The organism is Aeromicrobium sp. Leaf350, from assembly GCF_916858655.1.
Classification (GTDB): Bacteria; Actinomycetota; Actinomycetes; order Propionibacteriales; family Nocardioidaceae; genus Aeromicrobium.
Window position 1 is genome coordinate 46,852 of sequence record NZ_CAKASL010000002.1, and the last position, 18,896, is coordinate 65,747.

At 70.8% G+C, this 18,896-nt stretch carries 13 protein-coding genes; 8 read left to right on the plus strand and 5 right to left on the minus strand.

The annotated features are described in order from the left end of the window. The first annotated feature begins 30 nt into the window (after window positions 1-30). Entirely contained in the window at window positions 31-444 is a 414-nt protein-coding gene (locus LO931_RS09080) for a Fur family transcriptional regulator (RefSeq protein ID WP_370636120.1), read from the plus strand. A gap of 58 nt (window positions 445-502) precedes the next feature. Next, window positions 503-2,740 carry a catalase/peroxidase HPI gene (gene katG, locus LO931_RS09085; protein ID WP_229053229.1) on the plus strand — a complete coding sequence of 746 codons (2,238 nt, stop codon included), beginning with the start codon at window positions 503-505 and terminating at the stop codon, window positions 2,738-2,740. A gap of 68 nt (window positions 2,741-2,808) precedes the next feature. Here katG and nemA read toward each other — a convergent pair whose 3' ends face one another. Further along, window positions 2,809-3,900, minus strand: a complete 1,092-nt coding sequence (nemA, locus tag LO931_RS09090) for an N-ethylmaleimide reductase (protein WP_255657850.1) — start codon at window positions 3,898-3,900, stop codon at window positions 2,809-2,811. 4 nt (window positions 3,901-3,904) lie between these two features. Next, a complete protein-coding gene (locus tag LO931_RS09095; RefSeq protein WP_229053230.1) occupies window positions 3,905-5,566 on the minus strand; it encodes an ATP-binding cassette domain-containing protein in 1,662 nt (553 codons plus the stop codon). A 256-nt stretch (window positions 5,567-5,822) separates the two neighbouring features. Between LO931_RS09095 and LO931_RS09100 the strand changes: the two genes are divergently transcribed. Further along, window positions 5,823-7,706, plus strand: a complete 1,884-nt coding sequence (locus LO931_RS09100) for a TIGR03767 family metallophosphoesterase (protein ID WP_229053232.1) — start codon at window positions 5,823-5,825, stop codon at window positions 7,704-7,706. Between the two features lie 69 nt (window positions 7,707-7,775). On the opposite strand, the gene LO931_RS09105 is transcribed toward LO931_RS09100, so the two are convergent. From LO931_RS09105 to LO931_RS09115, 3 genes are all read right to left on the minus strand, one after another. Then, window positions 7,776-10,412 (minus strand): dipeptide ABC transporter ATP-binding protein, encoded by a 2,637-nt coding sequence (locus LO931_RS09105; protein WP_229053234.1) that lies wholly within the window; start codon window positions 10,410-10,412, stop codon window positions 7,776-7,778. Beyond that, window positions 10,412-11,512 carry an ABC transporter permease gene (locus LO931_RS09110; RefSeq protein WP_229053241.1) on the minus strand — a complete coding sequence of 367 codons (1,101 nt, stop codon included), beginning with the start codon at window positions 11,510-11,512 and terminating at the stop codon, window positions 10,412-10,414. The genes LO931_RS09105 and LO931_RS09110 overlap by 1 nt, the downstream gene beginning before the upstream one ends. Before the next feature lie 107 nt (window positions 11,513-11,619). Next, complete coding sequence (locus LO931_RS09115; protein ID WP_229053243.1) at window positions 11,620-13,230, minus strand: ABC transporter substrate-binding protein; 1,611 nt, start codon at window positions 13,228-13,230, stop codon at window positions 11,620-11,622. 163 nt (window positions 13,231-13,393) lie between these two features. Here LO931_RS09115 and LO931_RS09120 point away from each other — a divergent pair, with 163 nt between their 5' ends. From LO931_RS09120 to LO931_RS09140, 5 genes are all read left to right on the plus strand, one after another. After that, window positions 13,394-14,149 (plus strand): DUF5819 family protein, encoded by a 756-nt coding sequence (locus tag LO931_RS09120; protein ID WP_229053244.1) that lies wholly within the window; start codon window positions 13,394-13,396, stop codon window positions 14,147-14,149. Then, the gene (locus tag LO931_RS09125) at window positions 14,146-15,135 is read left to right on the plus strand and encodes an HTTM domain-containing protein (protein WP_229053246.1); all 990 of its coding nucleotides are present in this window, start codon (window positions 14,146-14,148) and stop codon (window positions 15,133-15,135) included. The genes LO931_RS09120 and LO931_RS09125 overlap by 4 nt, the downstream gene beginning before the upstream one ends. A 159-nt stretch (window positions 15,136-15,294) precedes the next feature. Continuing rightward, on the plus strand, window positions 15,295-16,914 hold the full coding sequence (locus LO931_RS09130; protein ID WP_229053248.1) for a choice-of-anchor G family protein: 1,620 nt from the start codon (window positions 15,295-15,297) through the stop codon (window positions 16,912-16,914). 91 nt (window positions 16,915-17,005) lie between these two features. Further along, the gene (locus LO931_RS09135) at window positions 17,006-17,755 is read left to right on the plus strand and encodes a DUF5819 family protein (RefSeq protein ID WP_229053250.1); all 750 of its coding nucleotides are present in this window, start codon (window positions 17,006-17,008) and stop codon (window positions 17,753-17,755) included. Then, complete coding sequence (locus LO931_RS09140) at window positions 17,748-18,890, plus strand: HTTM domain-containing protein (protein WP_229053251.1); 1,143 nt, start codon at window positions 17,748-17,750, stop codon at window positions 18,888-18,890. The genes LO931_RS09135 and LO931_RS09140 overlap by 8 nt, the downstream gene beginning before the upstream one ends. Window positions 18,891-18,896 lie beyond the last annotated feature (6 nt).

Here is an 18,896-nt window from a genome sequence, read left to right on the forward strand (position 1 = left end):
GAAAAGCGGTACGGTCGGAGCATGACCTCGATGGCGGACGCGGAGCAGCTGCTGCGCGACGCCAGCCTGCGGGTCACGCGTCCGCGGGTCGCGGTCCTCGCGGCCGTGCACGCCCACCCCCACGCTGACACCGAGTCGCTCATCGCCGCCGCGCGCGCCGACCTGCCCGACGTCTCGCACCAGGCGGTCTACGACTCGCTGCACACCCTGACCGATGCCGGACTGCTGCGTCGCATCCAGCCCAACGGCTCGGTGGCGCGCTACGAGTCGCGCGTCGGCGACAACCACCACCACCTCGTGTGCCGCACGTGTGGCTCGATCACCGACGTCGACTGCGCCGTCGGACCCGCTCCCTGCCTGACCCCCTCGCACGACCACGGCTACGTCATCGACGAGGCCGAGGTCATCTACTGGGGCCTGTGCGCCACCTGCGCACCCTCCTGACCACCCCGATTCATCCGCACGTCAACCGACACCCACGTAACCCGACGAAAGGATCGACATGGCCGAGCACAACGCCGAGGTCGGCGACCTCAACGACCCGAGCAACGAGGGCCGCTGCCCCGTGGCCCACGGCAAGACCGACTTCCCCGCCGAGAGCGGTAGCGTCAACGAGGGCTGGTGGCCGAAGCGCCTCAACCTGCGCCTGCTGGCCAAGAACCCGGCCGTCGGCAACCCGCTGGGTGAGGACTTCGACTACGCGGCCGCGTTCAACGCGCTCGACCTGGCCGCGGTCAAGGCCGACATCGCCGCGATCCTCACCGACTCGCAGGACTGGTGGCCGGCCGACTTCGGCACCTACGCGCCGTTCATGATCCGCATGGCGTGGCACAGCGCCGGCACGTACCGCGTGTACGACGGCCGGGGTGGCGCGGGCGCCGGCCAGCAGCGGTTCGCCCCGCTGAACAGCTGGCCCGACAACGGCAACCTCGACAAGGCGCGCCGCCTGCTGTGGCCCGTCAAGAAGAAGTACGGCCAGTCGATCTCGTGGGCCGACCTCATGGTCCTCACGGGCAACGTCGCGCTCGAGGAGATGGGCTTCCAGACCTTCGGCTTCGCCGGCGGACGCGAGGACGTCTGGGAGGCCGAGCAGGACGTGTACTGGGGCCCTGAGACCGAGTGGCTCGGCGGCGAGCAGGGTGGCCAGCAGCGCTACTCCGGCGACCGTGAGCTCGAGAACCCGCTCGCGGCCGTGCAGATGGGCCTGATCTACGTCAACCCGGAGGGCCCCGAGGGCAACCCGGACCCGCTCGCATCGGCGCGCGACATCCGCGACACGTTCGCCCGCATGGCGATGAACGACGAGGAGACCGTCGCGCTGATCGCCGGAGGCCACACCTTCGGCAAGACCCACGGTGCCGGTCCGGCCGACCTCGTGGGCGCCGAGCCCGAGGGCGGCACGATCGAGCAGCAGGGTCTGGGCTGGAAGTCGACCCACGGCACGGGCGTGGGCGCCGACGCGATCACGTCGGGCCTGGAGGTCACCTGGACCTACCACCCGACCCGGTGGGACAACGAGTTCTTCCACATCCTGTTCGCCTACGAGTGGGAGCTGTTCTCCTCGCCGGCCGGTGCGCACCAGTGGCGTCCGAAGAACAACGCCGGTGAGGGCCTCGTCCCCGAGGCGTTCGGCGACGGCAAGCGTGAGCCGCGCATGCTCACCTCCGACTTGGCGCTGCGCTTCGACCCGGTCTACGAGAAGATCTCGCGCCGCTTCAAGGACAACCCTGAGGAGCTCGCCGACGCCTTCGCGCGCGCCTGGTTCAAGCTGACGCACCGCGACATGGGTCCGGTCGTCCGTTACCTCGGCCCCGAGGTCCCGAGCGAGGAGCTGCTCTGGCAGGACCCGCTGCCGGCTGCCGAGGGCACGCCGATCGGCGACGCCGACGTGGCCACGCTGAAGGACGCGATCGCCGCGACCGACCTGTCGGTGGCCGACCTGGTCACGACGGCGTGGGCCTCGGCCTCGTCGTTCCGCATCAGCGACATGCGCGGTGGCGCCAACGGTGCGCGAGTGCGTCTGCAGCCGCAGGCGGCCTGGGAGTCGAACAACCCCGACGAGCTCGCGCGCGTGCTGCGGGTGCTCGAGGGCGTGCAGGGTGACTTCAACAGCGCCGGCGGTGCCCACGTCTCGTTGGCGGACGTCATCGTCCTGGCCGGCAACGTGGGTGTCGAGAAGGCGGCGAAGGCCGCCGGTCACGACCTGACGGTGCCGTTCACGCCGGGCCGGGTCGACGCCTCGCAGGAGCAGACCGACGTCGAGTCGTTCGCGTGGCTCGAGCCCGCGGCCGACGGCTTCCGCAACTACCAGGCCAAGGGCGCGCGACTGCCCGCGGAGTACCTGCTGGTCGACAAGGCCAACCTGCTCAACCTGAGCGCTCCGGAGATGACGGTGCTCGTGGGCGGCCTGCGCGTCCTCGGGGCCACGTACGACCGCTCCGACCTGGGTGTCCTGACCGACGCCCCGGGCACGCTGACGAACGACTTCTTCGTCAACCTGCTCGCGTTCGGCCTGGAGTGGAAGGCCACCGACGACACGCAGACGGTGTTCGAGGCGCGCGACGCCTCGGGCTCGGTGCGCTGGACCGGCTCGCGGGCCGATCTGGTCTTCGGCTCGAACTCCGAGCTGCGGGCGCTGGCCGAGGTCTACGCGAGCGACGACGGCGCCGAGCGCTTCACCCGTGAGTTCGTCGACGCCTGGGTCAAGGTCATGGACGCCGACCGCTACGACGTTCGCTGACCCTCAGCCGGACGAGAACCGCCCCGCCCTGCGACAGCAGGTGCGGGGCGGTTCTGCGCGCTGGTGGATCAGGCGAGGGCGGGGTAGTCGGTGTAGCCCTCGGCGTCGCCGCCGTAGAAGGTCTTCGGGTTCGGGTCGTTCAGCTCGGCCCCGGCCGCGAGGCGCTCGGCCAGGTCCGGGTTGGCGATGTAGCTGCGTCCGAAGGCGACCGCGTCGATGAAGCCCGCCGCGAGCAGGCGCTCGGCCTTCTCCGTCGTGTATGCGCCGGCACCGACGATCGGGCCCGGGAACGCCTCACGCAGCGAGGCGCGGAAGGCGTCGTCGAGCTCGGGGCCACCGGCCCAGTCGGGCTCGGACAGGTGGAGGAACGCGAGGTCGCGCTTCGCCAGCTCGGCGGCGAAGTACAGGCCCGTGTCGCCGCCCTCGAGGTCCTCCAGGCCGTTGAACGAGCCGATGGGGGAGATGCGGATGCCCACGCGGTCGGCCGACCAGGCCTCGACGACGGCGTCGACGACGGCGAGCGGCAGGCGGGCGCGGTTCTCGACCGATCCGCCGTACTCGTCGTCGCGGAGGTTGCTGACCGGGCTCAGGAACTGGTGCAGGAGGTAGCCGTGGGCGCCGTGGATCTCGACCGCGTCGAAGCCGGCCTCACGGGCGTTCGCGGACGCCTGGCGGAACTCCTCAACGGTCCGCTCGATGCCCTCGGCCGTCAGGGCCTGCGGCGTGGGGCAGCTGACCCGCTCCGGACCGCCGTCGGCGCCACGCACCGTGGTGCGGTTGCGGTACGGACCTGCCGACGCCGACACCGGGAGCTCGCCGTCGTGGAACGACTCGTGCGAGACCCGGCCGACGTGCCACAGCTGCGCGGCGATCAGGCCACCCGCCTCGTGCACTGCGTCGGTGATGCGCCGCCAGCCGGCGACCTGCTCGTCGGAGTAGATCCCCGGCGTGTCCATGTAGCCCTTGCCCCACGTGGAGACCTGCGTGCCCTCGGAGACGATCAGGCCCGCTCCGGCCCGCTGCACGTAGTACTCGCGCATCAGGTCGTTGGGCACGTCACCGGGCGGCGTCGCGCGCATGCGGGTCAGCGGTGCCATCAGCACGCGGTTGGGGAGCTCGACGGCTCCGAGGGTCACGGGGGAGAAGAGGCTCGTATCCACGTGCTCAGTCAACCTCCTCGGTGTCCTCGGGTATTCCGAGGTCGTCCGGTCCGGCTGCCTCCCGCAGGCCCGACGCCGTGAGCTCGAGCCAGCGGTCGACGCCGAGACGCTCCAGGAAGGCGTCGTCGTGGCTCACCACGAGCAGCCCCGACCTGCTCGAGGCGAGGGCGGAGACGAGGGCATCGATCGAGTCCAGGTCGAGATTGTTGGTCGGCTCGTCGAGCACCAGCAGCTCGTGAGCGGGCTCGGCGAGCAGCAGCCTGGCGAGGGCGACGCGGAAGCGTTCGCCGCCGGAGAGCGTGCTCATCGGCCGCGACGTCTGGTCGCCCCGCAGGAGGAACCGGGCCAGCTGACCCCGCACCTGCTCCGGAGGCGCCTGGGGGCACGCCGCCCGGACGGTGTCGAGGACGCTCGCCGTCTCGTCGAAGTCGTCGAGCCGCTGGTCCAGGTGGCCGATGCGATCGGTGAACGCCTGCGCCCAGGGCTGGTCCTCGGCGCCACCCGGACCACCGTGGACGAGCTGTCGCAACAGGCGGGTCTTCCCGATGCCGTTGCGTCCCACCAGCGCGACGCGCTCGGATCCGCGCATCTCGACGACGTGCTCGCCACTCGTCAGCTCCACGAGCCGCCGACGAGGGGAGAGGTGCGGGTCCGGCAGGTCGATCCGGATCGTCCGGTCGTCGCGCACGGCCTCGGCCGCGGTGTCGACCGCCTGCCGTGCCTCGTCGATCCGCGCCTCCTGTGTCCCGCGGACCTTGGCCATCGAGTTCTCGGACTTGAACTTGCGGGTGTTGAGCAGGATCTTCGGCACGCGCTTCTCCCGCGCGGCCTTCGCACCCTGCTTGCTGCGGTGCGCCAACCGGGTTTCGACCTCCTGCCGCTGCCGCTTCTCCGCCCGCAGCTTCTGCTCCGCGGTGCGCAGGGTCTGCTCGGCCGCCTCCTGCTCCGCCAGGAGGTGCTCGCGCCACGCGGAGTACCCGCCGCCGAAGGTCGTCAGCGTCCCGCCGGATCCGGGGGCCCGGTGGAGCTCGGCGGTGGCGTCCATGCGGTCGAGGAGGGCGACGTCATGGCTCACGACCACGAGCGCTCCCGGCCACGACCCCACGAGGTCGTGCACCCGGGCGCGGGTCGCCCGATCCAGGTTGTTGGTCGGCTCGTCGAGCACCGTGACGGCCGCGGGATCGCGCCGCAGTCCGACCAGCGCGGTCAGGACGATCTCGCCGCCGCTGAGCGTCGTCAGGGGCCGGTCCAGGGTCAGGGAGTCGAGGCCGATCGCGGCGAGGTCGGCCTCGCTGCGCTCGTGGACGTCCCACGCGTCGCCGACCGCGTCGAAGTGCGACGGGTCGGTGCTCCCGGCCTCGATCGCCGCCAACGCCTCGGCGACGGCTCGTACCCCGAGGAGGTCGGCGACCGTCGCGTCGTGCAGACGGTGGACGAACTGGTCCAGGTGGGCCACCTCGCCGTCGACGGTGACGCTGCCCGCGGTCGGGGTCAGCTCGCCGAGGACGAGTCGCAGCAGGGTCGACTTGCCGACGCCGTTCGCGCCGACAAGACCGGTGGTACCGCGGCCGAACGTGCCGGAGACGCCGTCGAGCACGGTCGTGCCGTCAGGCCAGGTGAAGGTGAGGCCGTCGAGCACGACGGCAGGATGGAGGGTCGAGGACATGAGGCTCCCGGGTGGTCAGTCGAGCGCTGACCGTGGAGCCCGTCCTGCGAGTGGAGGTGCGGGAGCTCGGCGACGTCAGCGCGTGGAACGCGTGGGGTGACGGTCGGCGATCTTCACCGGGAACCTCGCATCATCGACAGTGGGACGCGCTCCACTGTACGCCACGGCACAGGGGCGACACAGATCCGGTCGGGGCGCACCCGTGACCTGCGTCACGTTGGGCCGTTGAGTGGTCGTGGACATCTCCCGTCGTTCCGTGATCCAAGGAGGCGCCCTCGGCGCCGTCGTGCTGGTGGGGAGCCAGGTGCTGGGGCCGCTGGCCGCCCAGGCCGTCTCGCCCGCCCGGGTGAACGCGAAGCTCGCGCGGAGCACGCTCCAGTCGACCTTCACCGTGACCCCGCCGAACGCCCGGGGATACCGCAACGTCGCGATCGCGGCACCCGACCCGCACCTCGTGCGCACCGAGCTCGGCGTCGCCGCCGGTTCGGGCCGCGCCGCCACGCGGGTGCACAAGGCGACCTTCGTGCAGCTCAGCGACGTGCACGTGGTCGACCACCAGTCCCCGGCGCGACTCGAGTGGTTCGACCGCTTCGACGACCCCGGCACGGCGGGCGCCCCCACGATCGGCCTGTTCAGCTCGGCCTACCGGCCGCAGGAGATCCTGTCGGCCCAGGTCGCCGACTCGATGGTGCGAGCCATCAACTCGCTCGGCTCCGGCCCCGTGCTCGGCACCCCGCTGCAGTTCGCGATCCAGACCGGCGACAACTCCGACAACAGCCAGCAGAACGAGATCCGCTGGAACATCGACATCCTCGACGGAGGGGCGATCACGCCCGACAGCGGCGACCCGAACCGGTACGAGGGCGTGGCCGACCAGGACCCGCTCACCTACGACACGCACTACTGGCACCCGGACGGGCCGCCTCCGGGCCGCGCGGACGACGACTACCGCGGCGACTTCGGCTACCCGACCGTGCCCGGCCTGCTCGACGCGGCGCGCAAGAAGTTCGACGCCGAGGGACTGTCGATCCCGTGGTACTCGGTGTTCGGCAACCACGACGGACTCGTCCAGGGCCTGTTCCCGTCGGGCACCGTGCCGTTCGGGCTCATCTCCACGGGCAACCTCAAGGTCATCTCGCCCCCGCTCGGCGTCTCGCAGGCGAACCTGCTGGATGCGGTGACGCGCGCTGACCTGGGCGTGCTGCTGGAGAGCCTGACGCTGGGGCTCGGGGCCCGCGTCGTCACGGCCGACCAGCGGCGCCGGCTGCTGACCCGCAAGCAGGTCGTGGAGGAGCACTTCGCGACGAGCGGAGCGCCCGTGGGGCACGGGTTCACGGCCCAGAACCGGACGTCCGGCACGGCGTACTACACCTTCGACAGCGGCGACGTCCGCATGGTCGTGATGGACACCGTCAACCCGAACGGGTACTCCGACGGCTCGCTCGACCAGGCCCAGCTCGCCTGGATCAAGCAGGTCATCGACGCCACGACCGACAAGGCCGTCGTGCTGTTCAGCCATCACACCTCCGACACGATGGGCAACCCGCTGATCGGGCTCGGGGGCGACCTCGGGCCGCGGGTGCTCGGCGCGGACCTCGTGACCTACCTGCTCTCCAAGCCGCAGGTCATCGCCTGGGTCAACGGCCACACGCACACCAACCGCGTCATCCAGCACCCGTGTGCGGACGGCTCGGGCGGGTTCTGGGAGATCAACACGGCGGCGCACATCGACTTCCCGCAGCAGGCGCGGGTCATCGAGATCGCCGACAACCGCGACGGGACCTGGTCGATCTTCGGCACGCTCCTCGACCACGCGGCGCCGGCCGCCTTCGACGGCAACCTGGACGACCCGCTGTCGCTCGCGGCGCTCTCGCGCGAGCTCTCGGCCAACGACCCGCAGGCCGACCGCGACAAGTACCGGGGCGACGTCGCCTCCCGCAACGTCGAGCTGCTCGTGCAGCGCCCGCCAGGCGTGGGCACGACGCCGGTCGTCGTGCCGGGCGTCGTCACCAACCCGACGCCGGCGCCCACCACCCCCGCGCCAGCACCGGCGGCGCCCGCCCCGCTCGCCGGCATCCAGGGCGTGCTGACCTCGCTGATCAACACGTTGACCGGAGGCCTGTTCGGCTTGCGGAGGTGACGTCTGCCGTTCCCTGAGGTGCGACGAGCTCTGCGAGGAGCCTCGAAGGGCCGGCGGGAACCGGAGCGGTCAGAGGCTGGCAGACCGCTCGGCGCGGCGACGGCGCTGCTCGACGGGGTCGGGCACGGGCACGGCGCCGATGAGGCGCTGCGTGTACTCCTCCTGCGGCGAGCCGAGGACGTCGGCGCGGGGGCCGACCTCGACGAGGCGGCCGTGCTGCAGCACCGCGACGCGGTTCGCGAGGGAGTCGACGACGGCGAGGTCGTGGCTGATGAACAGGCAGGCGAACTGCAGCCGTTCCTGGAGCTCGCGGAACACCTCGAGCACCCGCGCCTGCACCGAGACGTCGAGCGCCGAGGTCGGCTCGTCGGCGATCAGCAGGTCCGGATCGAGGGCCAGCGCCCGCGCCAGCGACACGCGCTGACGCTGCCCGCCGGACAGCTCGTGCGGGAACCGGCCCTCGTAGTCGCCGGGCAGCTGGACGTCGTCGAGCAGCTGACGCACCTTGGCCCGGACCTCGCGCTCGGCGAGGTCGGTCTGCGTGCGCAACGGCTCGGCGAGGCAGTCGCCGACCGACATGCGGGGGTTGAGCGAGGCTGCCGGGTCCTGGAACACGAAGCCGAACTTCCTGCGCTGCGGCCGGAGCTTCGCGTCGCTCACGCCCGAGACCTGCTGGCCGGAGACCGAGACGGAGCCACTGGTCGGCTGCTGCAGACCGACCGTCGTGCGGCCGATCGTGGACTTGCCCGAGCCGGACTCGCCGACCAGGCCGAGCACCTCGCCGCGGCGCACCTGCAGCGAGACGTCGTCGACGGCGCGGAAGGTGGGGCGTCCGAAGCCACCCGGGAAGTCGACGACGAGCCGGTCGACGTCGAGCACGACCTCCGAGTCGACGACGGGGGAGGGGCCGTTCTCGCGTCCCAGGTGGGGCACGGCGTCCAGCAGGGCGCGCGTGTACGCATGGGCCGGCGCCGCGAAGAGGCGGTCGACGGGTGCCTGCTCGACGATCGAGCCCCGGTACATCACCACGACCCGGTCGGCGACGTCGGCGACGACGCCCATGTTGTGCGTGATCAGCACGATCGCGGTGCCGAGGCGGTCGCGCAGCGACAGCAGGAGCTCGAGGATCGAGGCCTGCACCGTCACGTCGAGGGCCGTGGTCGGCTCGTCGGCGATGATCACGTCGGGGTCGCAGGCGATCGCCATCGCGATGACGACCCGCTGCTTCTGCCCGCCCGAGAGCTGGTGGGGGTAGTGGTCGACCCGCTCGGCCGGGTCGGGCATGCCGACCATCTCGAGCAGCTCGACCGCGCGCTTGCGGGCCTCGGCCACGGAGACGTCGCGGTGGGCGCGGATGCCCTCGACGATCTGCCAGCCGATCGTGCGGACGGGGTTGAGGGCGGTCGACGGCTCCTGGAAGACCATCGAGACCTCGTCGCCCCGCACCGAGCGGAGGTCGGACGCGCGGGCGCCGATCAGCTCGCGCGGCTCGTCGCCCGGCGTGGTCAGCACGGCCGACCCCTCGACGGTCGCGGTGTCGGGGAGCAGGCCCATCACGGCCCGCGAGCTGACCGACTTGCCGGAGCCGGACTCGCCCACGACGGCGACGACCTCGCCCGGGGCGACGTCGAAACCGATCTCGCGGACGGCGCGCACGGGTGCGCCGTCGGTGCGGAACGAGACCGACAGGTCGCGCAGCGACAGCACCGCCACGCGCTCGCCGTCGGCCGTGGCGCGTGCCTCCTGCACGGGGACGTCGTCGGCGACGAGCTCGGCCACCTCGTCGGCGTCGTTCTCGTCGCCGCCGCGCGTGCGGAGCAGCGGGTTGAGGATGTCGTTGAGGCTCTCGCCGACCAGCGTCACGCCCAGCACGATCAGGACGATCGCGAGACCGGGGAACGTGCCGGTCCACCAGATGCCGGAGGCGGCGTCGGGCAGGGCCTTGTTGAGGTCGTAGCCCCACTCGGCGGCGGCCGACGGCTCGATGCCGAAGCCCAGGAAGCCCAGTCCGGCCAGCGTCAGGATCGCCTCCGAGGCGTTGAGCGTCGCGATGACGGGCAGCGACTGCGAGACGTTCGAGAAGACGTGGCGGCCCAGGATGCGAGGCGTGCGGACGCCCGCGACCCGGGCGGCGTCGACGTACGGCTCGGACTTCACCGCGAGGGTCGCGTTGCGCACGACGCGGTAGTACTGCGGCACGAAGACCACGGTGATCGACACCGCTGCGGCCAGGATGCCGCCGAACGCGCTGCTCTGGCCGCCGGTGAGCACGATCGAGACGACGATCGCCAGCAGGAGCGACGGGAACGAGTAGAGCGCGTCCATGACGAGCACGAGGGTCCGGTCGAGCCAGCCGCCGAGGTAGCCCGAGACCAGGCCGAGGGGGACGCCGACGAGGCTCGAGAGCACGACCGCCAGCAGGATGACCTCGACGGCCGTGCGGGCCCCGAACACGACCCGCGAGAGCACGTCGTGGCCACCCACCGTCGTGCCGAACCAGTGCGCCGCGGACGGCGCCTGCTGCGTGCCGAACCGGACACCCTCCGCGTCGCGGACCGCGTCGAAGTCGTAGGGGGCGATCCACGGGGCGAAGACCGCCACGACGATGAACATCGCCATGAGGGCGAAGCCGAACAGCAGCATGAACCGCTGGAGGCCGTGCGACTGGCGCACGACGGCAGGCACCCGCAGAGCCGTGATGCTCATCAGAACCTCACCCTCGGGTCGACGAGCGCGACGATGACGTCGATCAGGAAGCTCGTGACGCCCACGATCAGGGCGATCAGCGTGACGATGCCCTGCACCGCGAGGAAGTCGCGGGCGACGAGGTACTCGGACAGCTCGTAGCCGATGCCTTTCCACTCGAAGGTCGTCTCGGTGAGGATCGCGCCGGCCAGGAGCATCGCGATCTGCATGCCCATCACGGTCACGACGGGCACCAGGGCCGTGCGGAAGGCGTGCTTGCGCACGACGCGCTTCTCCGACACGCCCCGAGCGCGCGCTGCGGTGACGTAGTCGGCGCGCAGCGTCTGCAGCAGGTTGACCCGGACGAGGCGCAGGAACACGCCACCCGTCAGCAGGCCGAGGGCCACGGCCGGCAGCACCGCGTGCTGCAGCACGTCCAGGACCATGGCCGGGGAGCCGTGGAGGATCGCGTCGAGCAGCATGATGTGGGTCTCGCCCTCGGCGCGGGAGAGCGCGAGCTCGGTGGAGGTGCTGGCCCGGCCGGACGACGGCCAGCCGAAGGGCGTGAAGGCCAGCTTGAGCAGCAGGCCTACGAAGAAGACGGGTGCGGCGTAGACGAGGATCGCGCCCAGCCGGAGGACGACGTCCGGGAAGCGGTCGCGGTGACGGGCCGCGAGGCGGCCGAGCGGCACGCCCACCGCGAAGGCGACGATCAGCGCGTAGACCGTCAGCTCCAGCGTGGCTGCGCCGTTCTGCACGAGGATGTCGGAGACCTCGCGGTTGTCGGTCAGGGTCGTGCCGAAGTCGCCCCGCAGGATGCCGCCGAGGTACTCGAAGTACTGGGTCAGCAGGGGGCGGTCGAGCCCGGCCTCGGCCTTGCGCTCCGCGATCTGGTCGGGCTGCAGCCGCCCGCCCTGCGCGGCCTGGATCGGGTCGCCGATGACGCGCATCAGGACGAAGACGAGGGTCACGAGCACCCACATCATCGGGATGATCAGCGCCAGCCGCACCAGGAGGTAGCGGGCCAGCGGGTTCAGGCGTCCGCGCCGCGGCGTCGAGTCGCTGGTGGGTGGCCCGGAGGAGGGAAGATCGGCCTGGCCGAGCACTTCGGCGGAGGACATGGAGGTCGTCCCTTCTACGGGTGGTCGTGGCGCGGCCGACCGGTCCCTGAGGTGCGACGAGGCACGAGGAGCCTCGAAGGTCGCACCTCAGGGACCGGCGGGTTCGACTACTGGGACAGCGACGTGAACCGGAACTTGAAGGACGCGTCGAGCGTGTCCTCGACCCCCTTCACGCCGTCGACCGCGATCGCGACCGACGTGCCGGTCAGCAGCGGCAGGAACGGCACCTGCTCGGCGAGGCGCGTCTGGATCTGGCCCAGGGTCGCCGCCCGCGTGGTCGGGTCGCCGTCGGTGCGCTCGGACTCCAGCAGGCTCGTCATCTCGGGGTCGGCGTACGGGGTGCCGTCCTCGTTGTAGTGCGAGTTGGTGAAGTTGCCGGCCTTGTCCTCGGAGTACGGCGCGAGGAACGGCGACAGGTAGTTGTCGGCGTCGGGGAAGTCCGGGAACCAGCCGAGCTGGAAGACCGGGTACGCGTCGGCCGGGAACTCCTCGGAGTAGGTGACCCACTCGGTCGACTGCAGGTTGACCGTGAAGAGGCCCGTGTCCTCGAGCTGCCGCTTGACCGCGTTGTACTCCTGGTCGGAGTTCGACCCGTAGTGGTCCGGGTTGTACTGCAGCTGGACCTCGACCGGCGTCGTGACGCCCGCGTCCGTCAGGTACTTCGTGGCCGCGTCGAGGTCGGGCTCGGCGCCGTAGAGCTCCTTGAAGGCCTCGGTCGCGCCGGTCTGACCCTCGGGAACCATCGACCACGCAGGCGTGTAGGTGCCCTGGTAGACGTCCTCGGACAGCTCGGCCCGGTCGACCGACGAGGCGACCGCCTGGCGCACGGCCAGCTTCTGCTCCGGCGTGCCGCCGGGCATCGTGTCGAGGTTGAAGACCATGTACCGCAGCTCGCCGCCGGCGCCGGTGTGCACCGTGACGCCGTCGGTCTTCTCGAGGTCGGCGATGTCGGTCGGCGTCAGCGAGCGGTACGCGACGTCGATCGACTTGTTCTCGATGTCGAGCTTGAGGTTCTCGGCCTTCGCGTAGTACTTCAGCGTCACGACGTCCTCGGCCGGGGCGTCGTAGGCGCCGTCGTAGTCGGGGTTGGCCGTGAACTCGGCGAGCTCGTTCTTGTCGTAGGACGAGATCGTGTACGGGCCCGAGAAGCCGTTCGCCTCGACGGCGTCGTCGTCGGCGAGCACCTCGTCGGCGGGGTAGGTCTCCTCGTCGACGATCGGGCCGGCCGAGGTCACGAGGATCTGCGGGAACGTCTGGTCGTTCGGCGAGTTGAGCGTGAACGTCACGGTGGTGTCGTCGACGGCCTCGACCGAGGCCATGTTGCCGAGCAGCGAGGCCGGACCGTTCGGGTCGTTGATGTCGACGATGCGCTGGAACGAGAACGCGACGTCGGACGCCGTGAGCTCGTTGCCGTTGGCGAAGGTCAGCCCCGGCTTCAGGGTGCACGTGTAGACGGTCGGCTCGGTGAAGTCACAGGACTCCGCCGCGTCGGGGCTGAGGTCCGTCGAACCGGGCTGGAAGTTGAGCAGGTACTGGTACACCTGCGTCTGCACGGTCGTCGAGCCGTTGTCGTACGACCCGGCCGGGTCGATCGAGACGACCTTGTCGGTCGTGCCGACGATCAGGCCGGTCGTCTCCTCGCCCGAACCGCAGGCGACGAGTGCGGCAGCTGAGACAGCCGTGGTCAACGCGATGGCAGCGCCTCGGCGCAACGTCATGCGAACTCCTCACGAGAACAGGCCCGCCCCTCGGACCCGAGTCTCCGGAACCGTAGCCAGCGGCGAGGTGTCCTGGGGAGGTGCTGCAGGTTGCAAAAGGGTGACGTAAGCAACTTGTCACCAAATCGGCAGGGCTCCCGAGGAGGGGACCTAGAGTGGCCCGGTGTCGACCGAGCCCTCCGCGCCGCAGCGCCGCTCGCGCGTGCGCACCGTGGTGGTCGTCCTCGTGGCGCTCGCGGCCTGCGTGCAGCTGTTCGGCGTCACCTTCATCTCGATCCCGCCCCAGTCCGCCCCGCCGGGCACCCGGTCCGCTGCCGAGGTGGTGCTCCACTCCTACTTCGAGGAGGAGTGGAAGCTCTTCGCCCCCAGCCCGGTCAACGCCGACCGCGACCTGATGGTGCAGGCCGCGTGGCGCGAGGGCGAGACGGTCGAGGTGGGGGAGTGGATCAACCTCACGGCGATCGACGACTCCGTCGTGCAGCACGCGGTCGGGGCACCGCGTTCGGCCTACCTCACGTCGCGACTGGCCGGCGGGCTCGACGCGGTGTGGTCGAACGTCACCGGCGAGATCCGCACCGCGGTGGCCGACGCCTCGAGCGAGACCGCCCCCCTCACGGACGCCGACGTCCGCGACCTGCTGGGGGAGGAGGACGTGACGGGGCTCGCGCGTGACCTCATCGCCGAGCGGGACCTCGGAGCGACCACCTACCTGACCGACGTCTTCCGCTCGCTGGAGCCTGACCGCGAGCTCGTGGCCGTCCGGTACGGCACGCGACTGTCGACGGCGCCGACCTGGGAGCTGCGGCACGATGCCGAGAAGTCGGTGGGTGCGGTGACCGAGGGTCCCTGGCGGACCCCGGTCGAGGACGACCCGGACCGACGCCGGAGCATCGCCGACTACCTGGAGCGGAACTCGTGACGTCGCCGGCCGCGACGGTCGCCACGAGCGTCGACCGCCTCGTCGACTGGCTCACGACCTCGCGGTGGTCGACGTTCGGGCTGGCGGCGACGCGCATGACGATCGCGTTCACGATCCTGGTGCAGCTGGCCGTCGGGTTCGCCGACCGTCAGTACATCTGGGGCGTGGGCCACCGGTGGGCCGAGCCGTTCCACGAGCGCCAGGCCGTCGTCACGTGGATCCCGTGGCTGCCGGCAGCCCCCGCGTGGGCGACGGACGTGGCGCTGCTCGCGTCCGTGGTGGCCGGCGTCGCGCTCCTCGTCGGATGGCACACCCGCACCGCCTGCATCGCGACGTTCCTGCTCTGGGCCCTGATGATCGACGCGTCGCCGATCCTGCGGTCGGGGGCGGAGGACGTCGTCCGGCTGGTGCTCTTCTACCTCTGCTTCAGCGACAGCGGTGTGGTGGCCTCCCTGGACGCCCGCCGGAGACGGCGCAAGGACCGGGGGGAGCCTCGACACGACTGGCTCGCGATCCTGCTCAACAACGTGGCGGTCGTGCTGATCGCCCACCAGATCGTCATGATCTACGTCGGTTCGGCCCTGTGGAAGTTCGACGGCCCCGCCTGGCTCGACGGCACCGCGGTCTACTACCCGCTGCAGGTCAACCAGTACTCGCCGTGGCTCGCCGAGCTCGACTGGCTCTACACCTGGTCGCCGTTCGTGATGGGCGCGACGTGGAGCGCGATGATCATCCAGCTCGGGTTCCCGCTGCTCCTGCTGACCCGGCGGACCCGCATCATCGGCTTCGTCCTGATCACCGGCACCCACCTCGGAATCGGGGTCCTGATGGGACTCATGTACTTCTCGCTCGCGATGATCGCGGCCGACGCGGTGCTGATCAGCGACGACACCTGGCGCAGCGCCGCCAGGAATTTCCGCGACCGCAGGAACAGGTGGGTGAGGCGCGCGCCTCAGGCGGGAGAGGGACTTGAGTCTGTGACCTAGCCCACAGGACCGCGTTCCGGACGGGTATTAAGTCCTCCTGAGAATGTGGTTAACTGTCGATCGGACATCGCCAGTCCGAACGGACTAGTGCTGCCAACCGGGCGGGAACTCCCTGCCTCCCCCCGACCGCCCGTAAGAACTTACGAGGAGCTCTCTCGAATGAAGCACATCGGCAAGAAGGTGATCGGAGTCGGCGTCGCGACGCTGCTCGTCACCTCCGTGGCCAGCCTGAACGCAGGCGCCGCCCTCAAGACTGACTACAAGTCCTCCGCCGAGGCGACCTACATCTCCGCCTCGGGGGTGCTGCTCGGCAGCGCGCTGGTCGATCCTCTGGCTCGCCTCCTGGAGCGCCAGGGCACCGAGCAGGAGCTCGCCGCCGCCCAGGCCAAGGTCGACACGAAGGCCGGCACGCCCGCGACCGACGGTCCCGACTACTCCAACGGTGTCCTCGACCCGCTGAAGACGCTGACGAACGGCCTGGGCAACCAGCTGCTGGGCTCGCGGATCGGCGCCGTCGGCACCTACGCCTTCGCGAACCAGGACGCCTCGAAGGCCGCCTCGGGTGCGGTCACGAGCGACGGCATCGTGCAGGCCGGTGGCGGTAACGCCCCGCCCTCGAACGCGACCCTGAACCTCACCGGTCCGGGCAGCCCGCTCGCCGCGCTGAACGGCATCGTCAACGCCGAGCTGAGCCTGGGCGCCCTCGCGTCCAGCACCGAGCTCGCCGCGGGCGCTCCGAACGCGCCGCTGCGTGACGTCACCGTCGCGGGTGGCAGCCTCAACATCAACGTCGGTCAGACGCTGCTCGCGCCGATCACGGCGCTCCTGCAGCCGGTCATCGACCTCGGCAACAACCCCGTCGTCGGCGGACTCATCACGGGTGTCCCGGAGCTCCTCACCGCCGTCAGCACCCTGACCGGCAACGGCCTGACGATCAACCTGCAGACCGGTGACATCACGGTCGACCTCAACGCCGTCGTCAAGCTCGCCACGGGTTACGACCTCGACCAGCTCGAGGACCAGCCGGACGTGCTCCAGTCGCTCGGCTACGACTTCACCCGCACGGGCAACAAGGCGCACAACATCCAGATCCTCCCGATCGTGGTGGACGGTGTCGTGCAGCAGCTCGGCGCACTCGTCGCCGGTCTCGGCACCAATCTCAACGCCGGTCTGCAGAACCTGACCGTGCTCGGTGTGCCGCTCGGACAGCTCCTGGCCGTTCCGGTCGTCGGCGGCATCATCGCCCCGGTGCTCGACGCCGCAGGCACCGCCATCCAGGGTCTCGGTGCCTCGCTGAGCACCGCGCTCATCCAGCCGCTGTTCTCGGCGCTGGAGCCGCTGGTCGACATCCGCACCAACGTGTGGGAGACCGATCCGGGCAGCTACCGCGAGGCCGTCGCGGCTCGCACGGGCACGCAGGGCGTGTTCTCGACGACCGCGCTGCGGGTCACGGTCCTCTCGGCCGTCGGTTCCGCGCCGGCGCTGGCGATCAACCTCGCCAACACGCTGGTGGGTCCGAACTCGGCCGTCACGACCGACGACCAGACCAACACCAACGCGAACGCTCCGGCGAACGCCCCGGCCAACGCGAACGCTCCGGCGAACGCCAACGCCAACCTGAACGGCAACGGCGGTCTGGCCGACAAGTCGGTCGACACCCTGCCGAGCACCGGTGCGTCGAACCTGTGGCCCTTCTGGCTGCTGGGTCTGCTCCTGGTGGCCCTGGGTGCCGCGGCGATGATCAACGAGAAGCGCCGCGAGTCGGCACTGCTCGCCTGATCAGCGACGACTGAACGGATGCCGGTGACGCACGCGTCACCGGCATCCGTCATGTCCGGGGTCCGCCCGCACTCGACCTAGGATGAGGTCCATGTCCGCCACCACCGCCGAGGTCTCCGTGACACGGTGGCAGAGCGGACTCATGCTGACGATTGCGCTCGTCGTGATCGTGCACTCCGCGGTCGTCGGACTGTGGCTCAGCCCCGTCAGTCCGATCCGCGACAGCGTCGGCAGCTCGACGCTCGCCTCGTACGTGAACCCGTACTTCCGGCAGTCGCCCGCGACGATCGACCCGGGCCTCCAGCGGGCCGACGAGGCGCTCCTCGTTCGGGCGCGGCTGCTGGCGACGGACGGCACGGTCGTCGAGACCGAGTGGGTCGACGTCACGCAGCAGCTCGAGCGCGGTGGACTGCTGCGTCCTCGCATCGATCGTGCCGCACGGTCGCTCGCCACGAACCTCAACGTCGCGATCGCCTCCTTCCCGGCATCCGCCCGGCCACTCGTCGAGCAGGACCTGACGGAGGACGACCGCGCCGTCCGGCAGGTCGAGATCGAGGCCGAGGGTGCGTCGCCCTTCCTGGCGCAGACGTTCTTCGCCAACTGGGCCATGGCGACCCAGTTCGGCACGCTGTTCACGACGGCCCGCACCGACGGCACGGTCGAGGAGATCCAGGTGCGCATCGGACTGAGGCGGGTACCGTCCTACGACGACCGCGCCGGGGAGAGTCTGGCGGACGAGCCGTACGAGTGGACGACCTTGGGGTGGCGCGACGCCATCGCCGGCAACGAGGAGGCCCAGCGGGCCTTCGACGACTACGTGGGGGGTGACGAGGGTGCGTGACGCCTGGTGGGTGGTCCTGGACGCGGTCGTCCGGGTGCGGGAGTCGGCCGAGCGCTGGCTGTTCGGCGGACGCAACGCGCTCGTCGGGCTGGCGCTGTGCCGCATCCTGCTCGGGCTGTCGGTGCTGCTGACCCTCGTCGTGAACTTCTCCGACCGCACGCTCTGGGTCGGCAACGCGTCGGTGTGGGCCGAGCCGGCCCGCGACGCGGTGGACTTCCCCGAGCTCTGGCTCGTGCGCAACGCGACCGACACCGTCGTCACGGTGGTGTACCTCGTCACGATGCTGGCGTCGTTGGCCCTGACGCTCGGCTGGTACACGCGTGCGGCGAACGTCGTCACCCTGATCGGCTTCATCGCGGTCGTGGGCCAGAACCCCATGGTCGGCAGCGCGAGCGACAACGCGGTCCGTCTGGCGCTCCTGTGGCTCGTGCTCACGAGCTCGGGCGACCGGTGCTCGATCGACCAACGACGGCGCGACGCCCGCGCAGCAGGCCTCGACGCCGAGCAACGAGGCTTCGACTCCGACGAGGTGCTGCCGCCGTGGCTCGGGGTGAGCCTGCACAACATCGGCCTGCTCGGGCTCGGGGTGCAGACCGTCCTGCTCTACGTGACCGCGGGCCTCGACAAGATCGCGCGCGACGCGTGGCGCTCGGGCGAGGCGCTGTACTACACGACGCAGCTGCCGGAGTTCCGCCCGTTCCCGTGGCTGTCGGACCTCGTCTCGGCGAGTCCGGTCTTCCTCGCCTTCCTCACCTATATGGTGCTGCTGACCCAGCTGTTCTTCGCGCCGCTCATGCTCAACCGCGTCTCGCGGATCGTGGCCGTCACGGTCGCGATCGTGGCGAACGTCTTCTTCGCCGTGGTGTTCGGCGCGGTGCCCGCGGCGCTCGCGATCGTCGCGGTCACCCTCGTGGTGTTCCCGAACGACCTGCTCGAGGAGCGGGTCGACTGGCTGGCGGAGGTGACCGAGCCGGCGCGCCGGAGGGTCGAGGACGTCTGGTTCCGGCTGACCGACCCCTTCGTCGCCGTCATCGACGCGGTGCAGGAGCGCCGCGAGGCCCGCACCGAGCGCAAGACCGCGGCCCGGGAGGCAAAGGCGCGCGCCAAGGTCGGCCGCGGCGACGACGCCGACTGAGGAGCC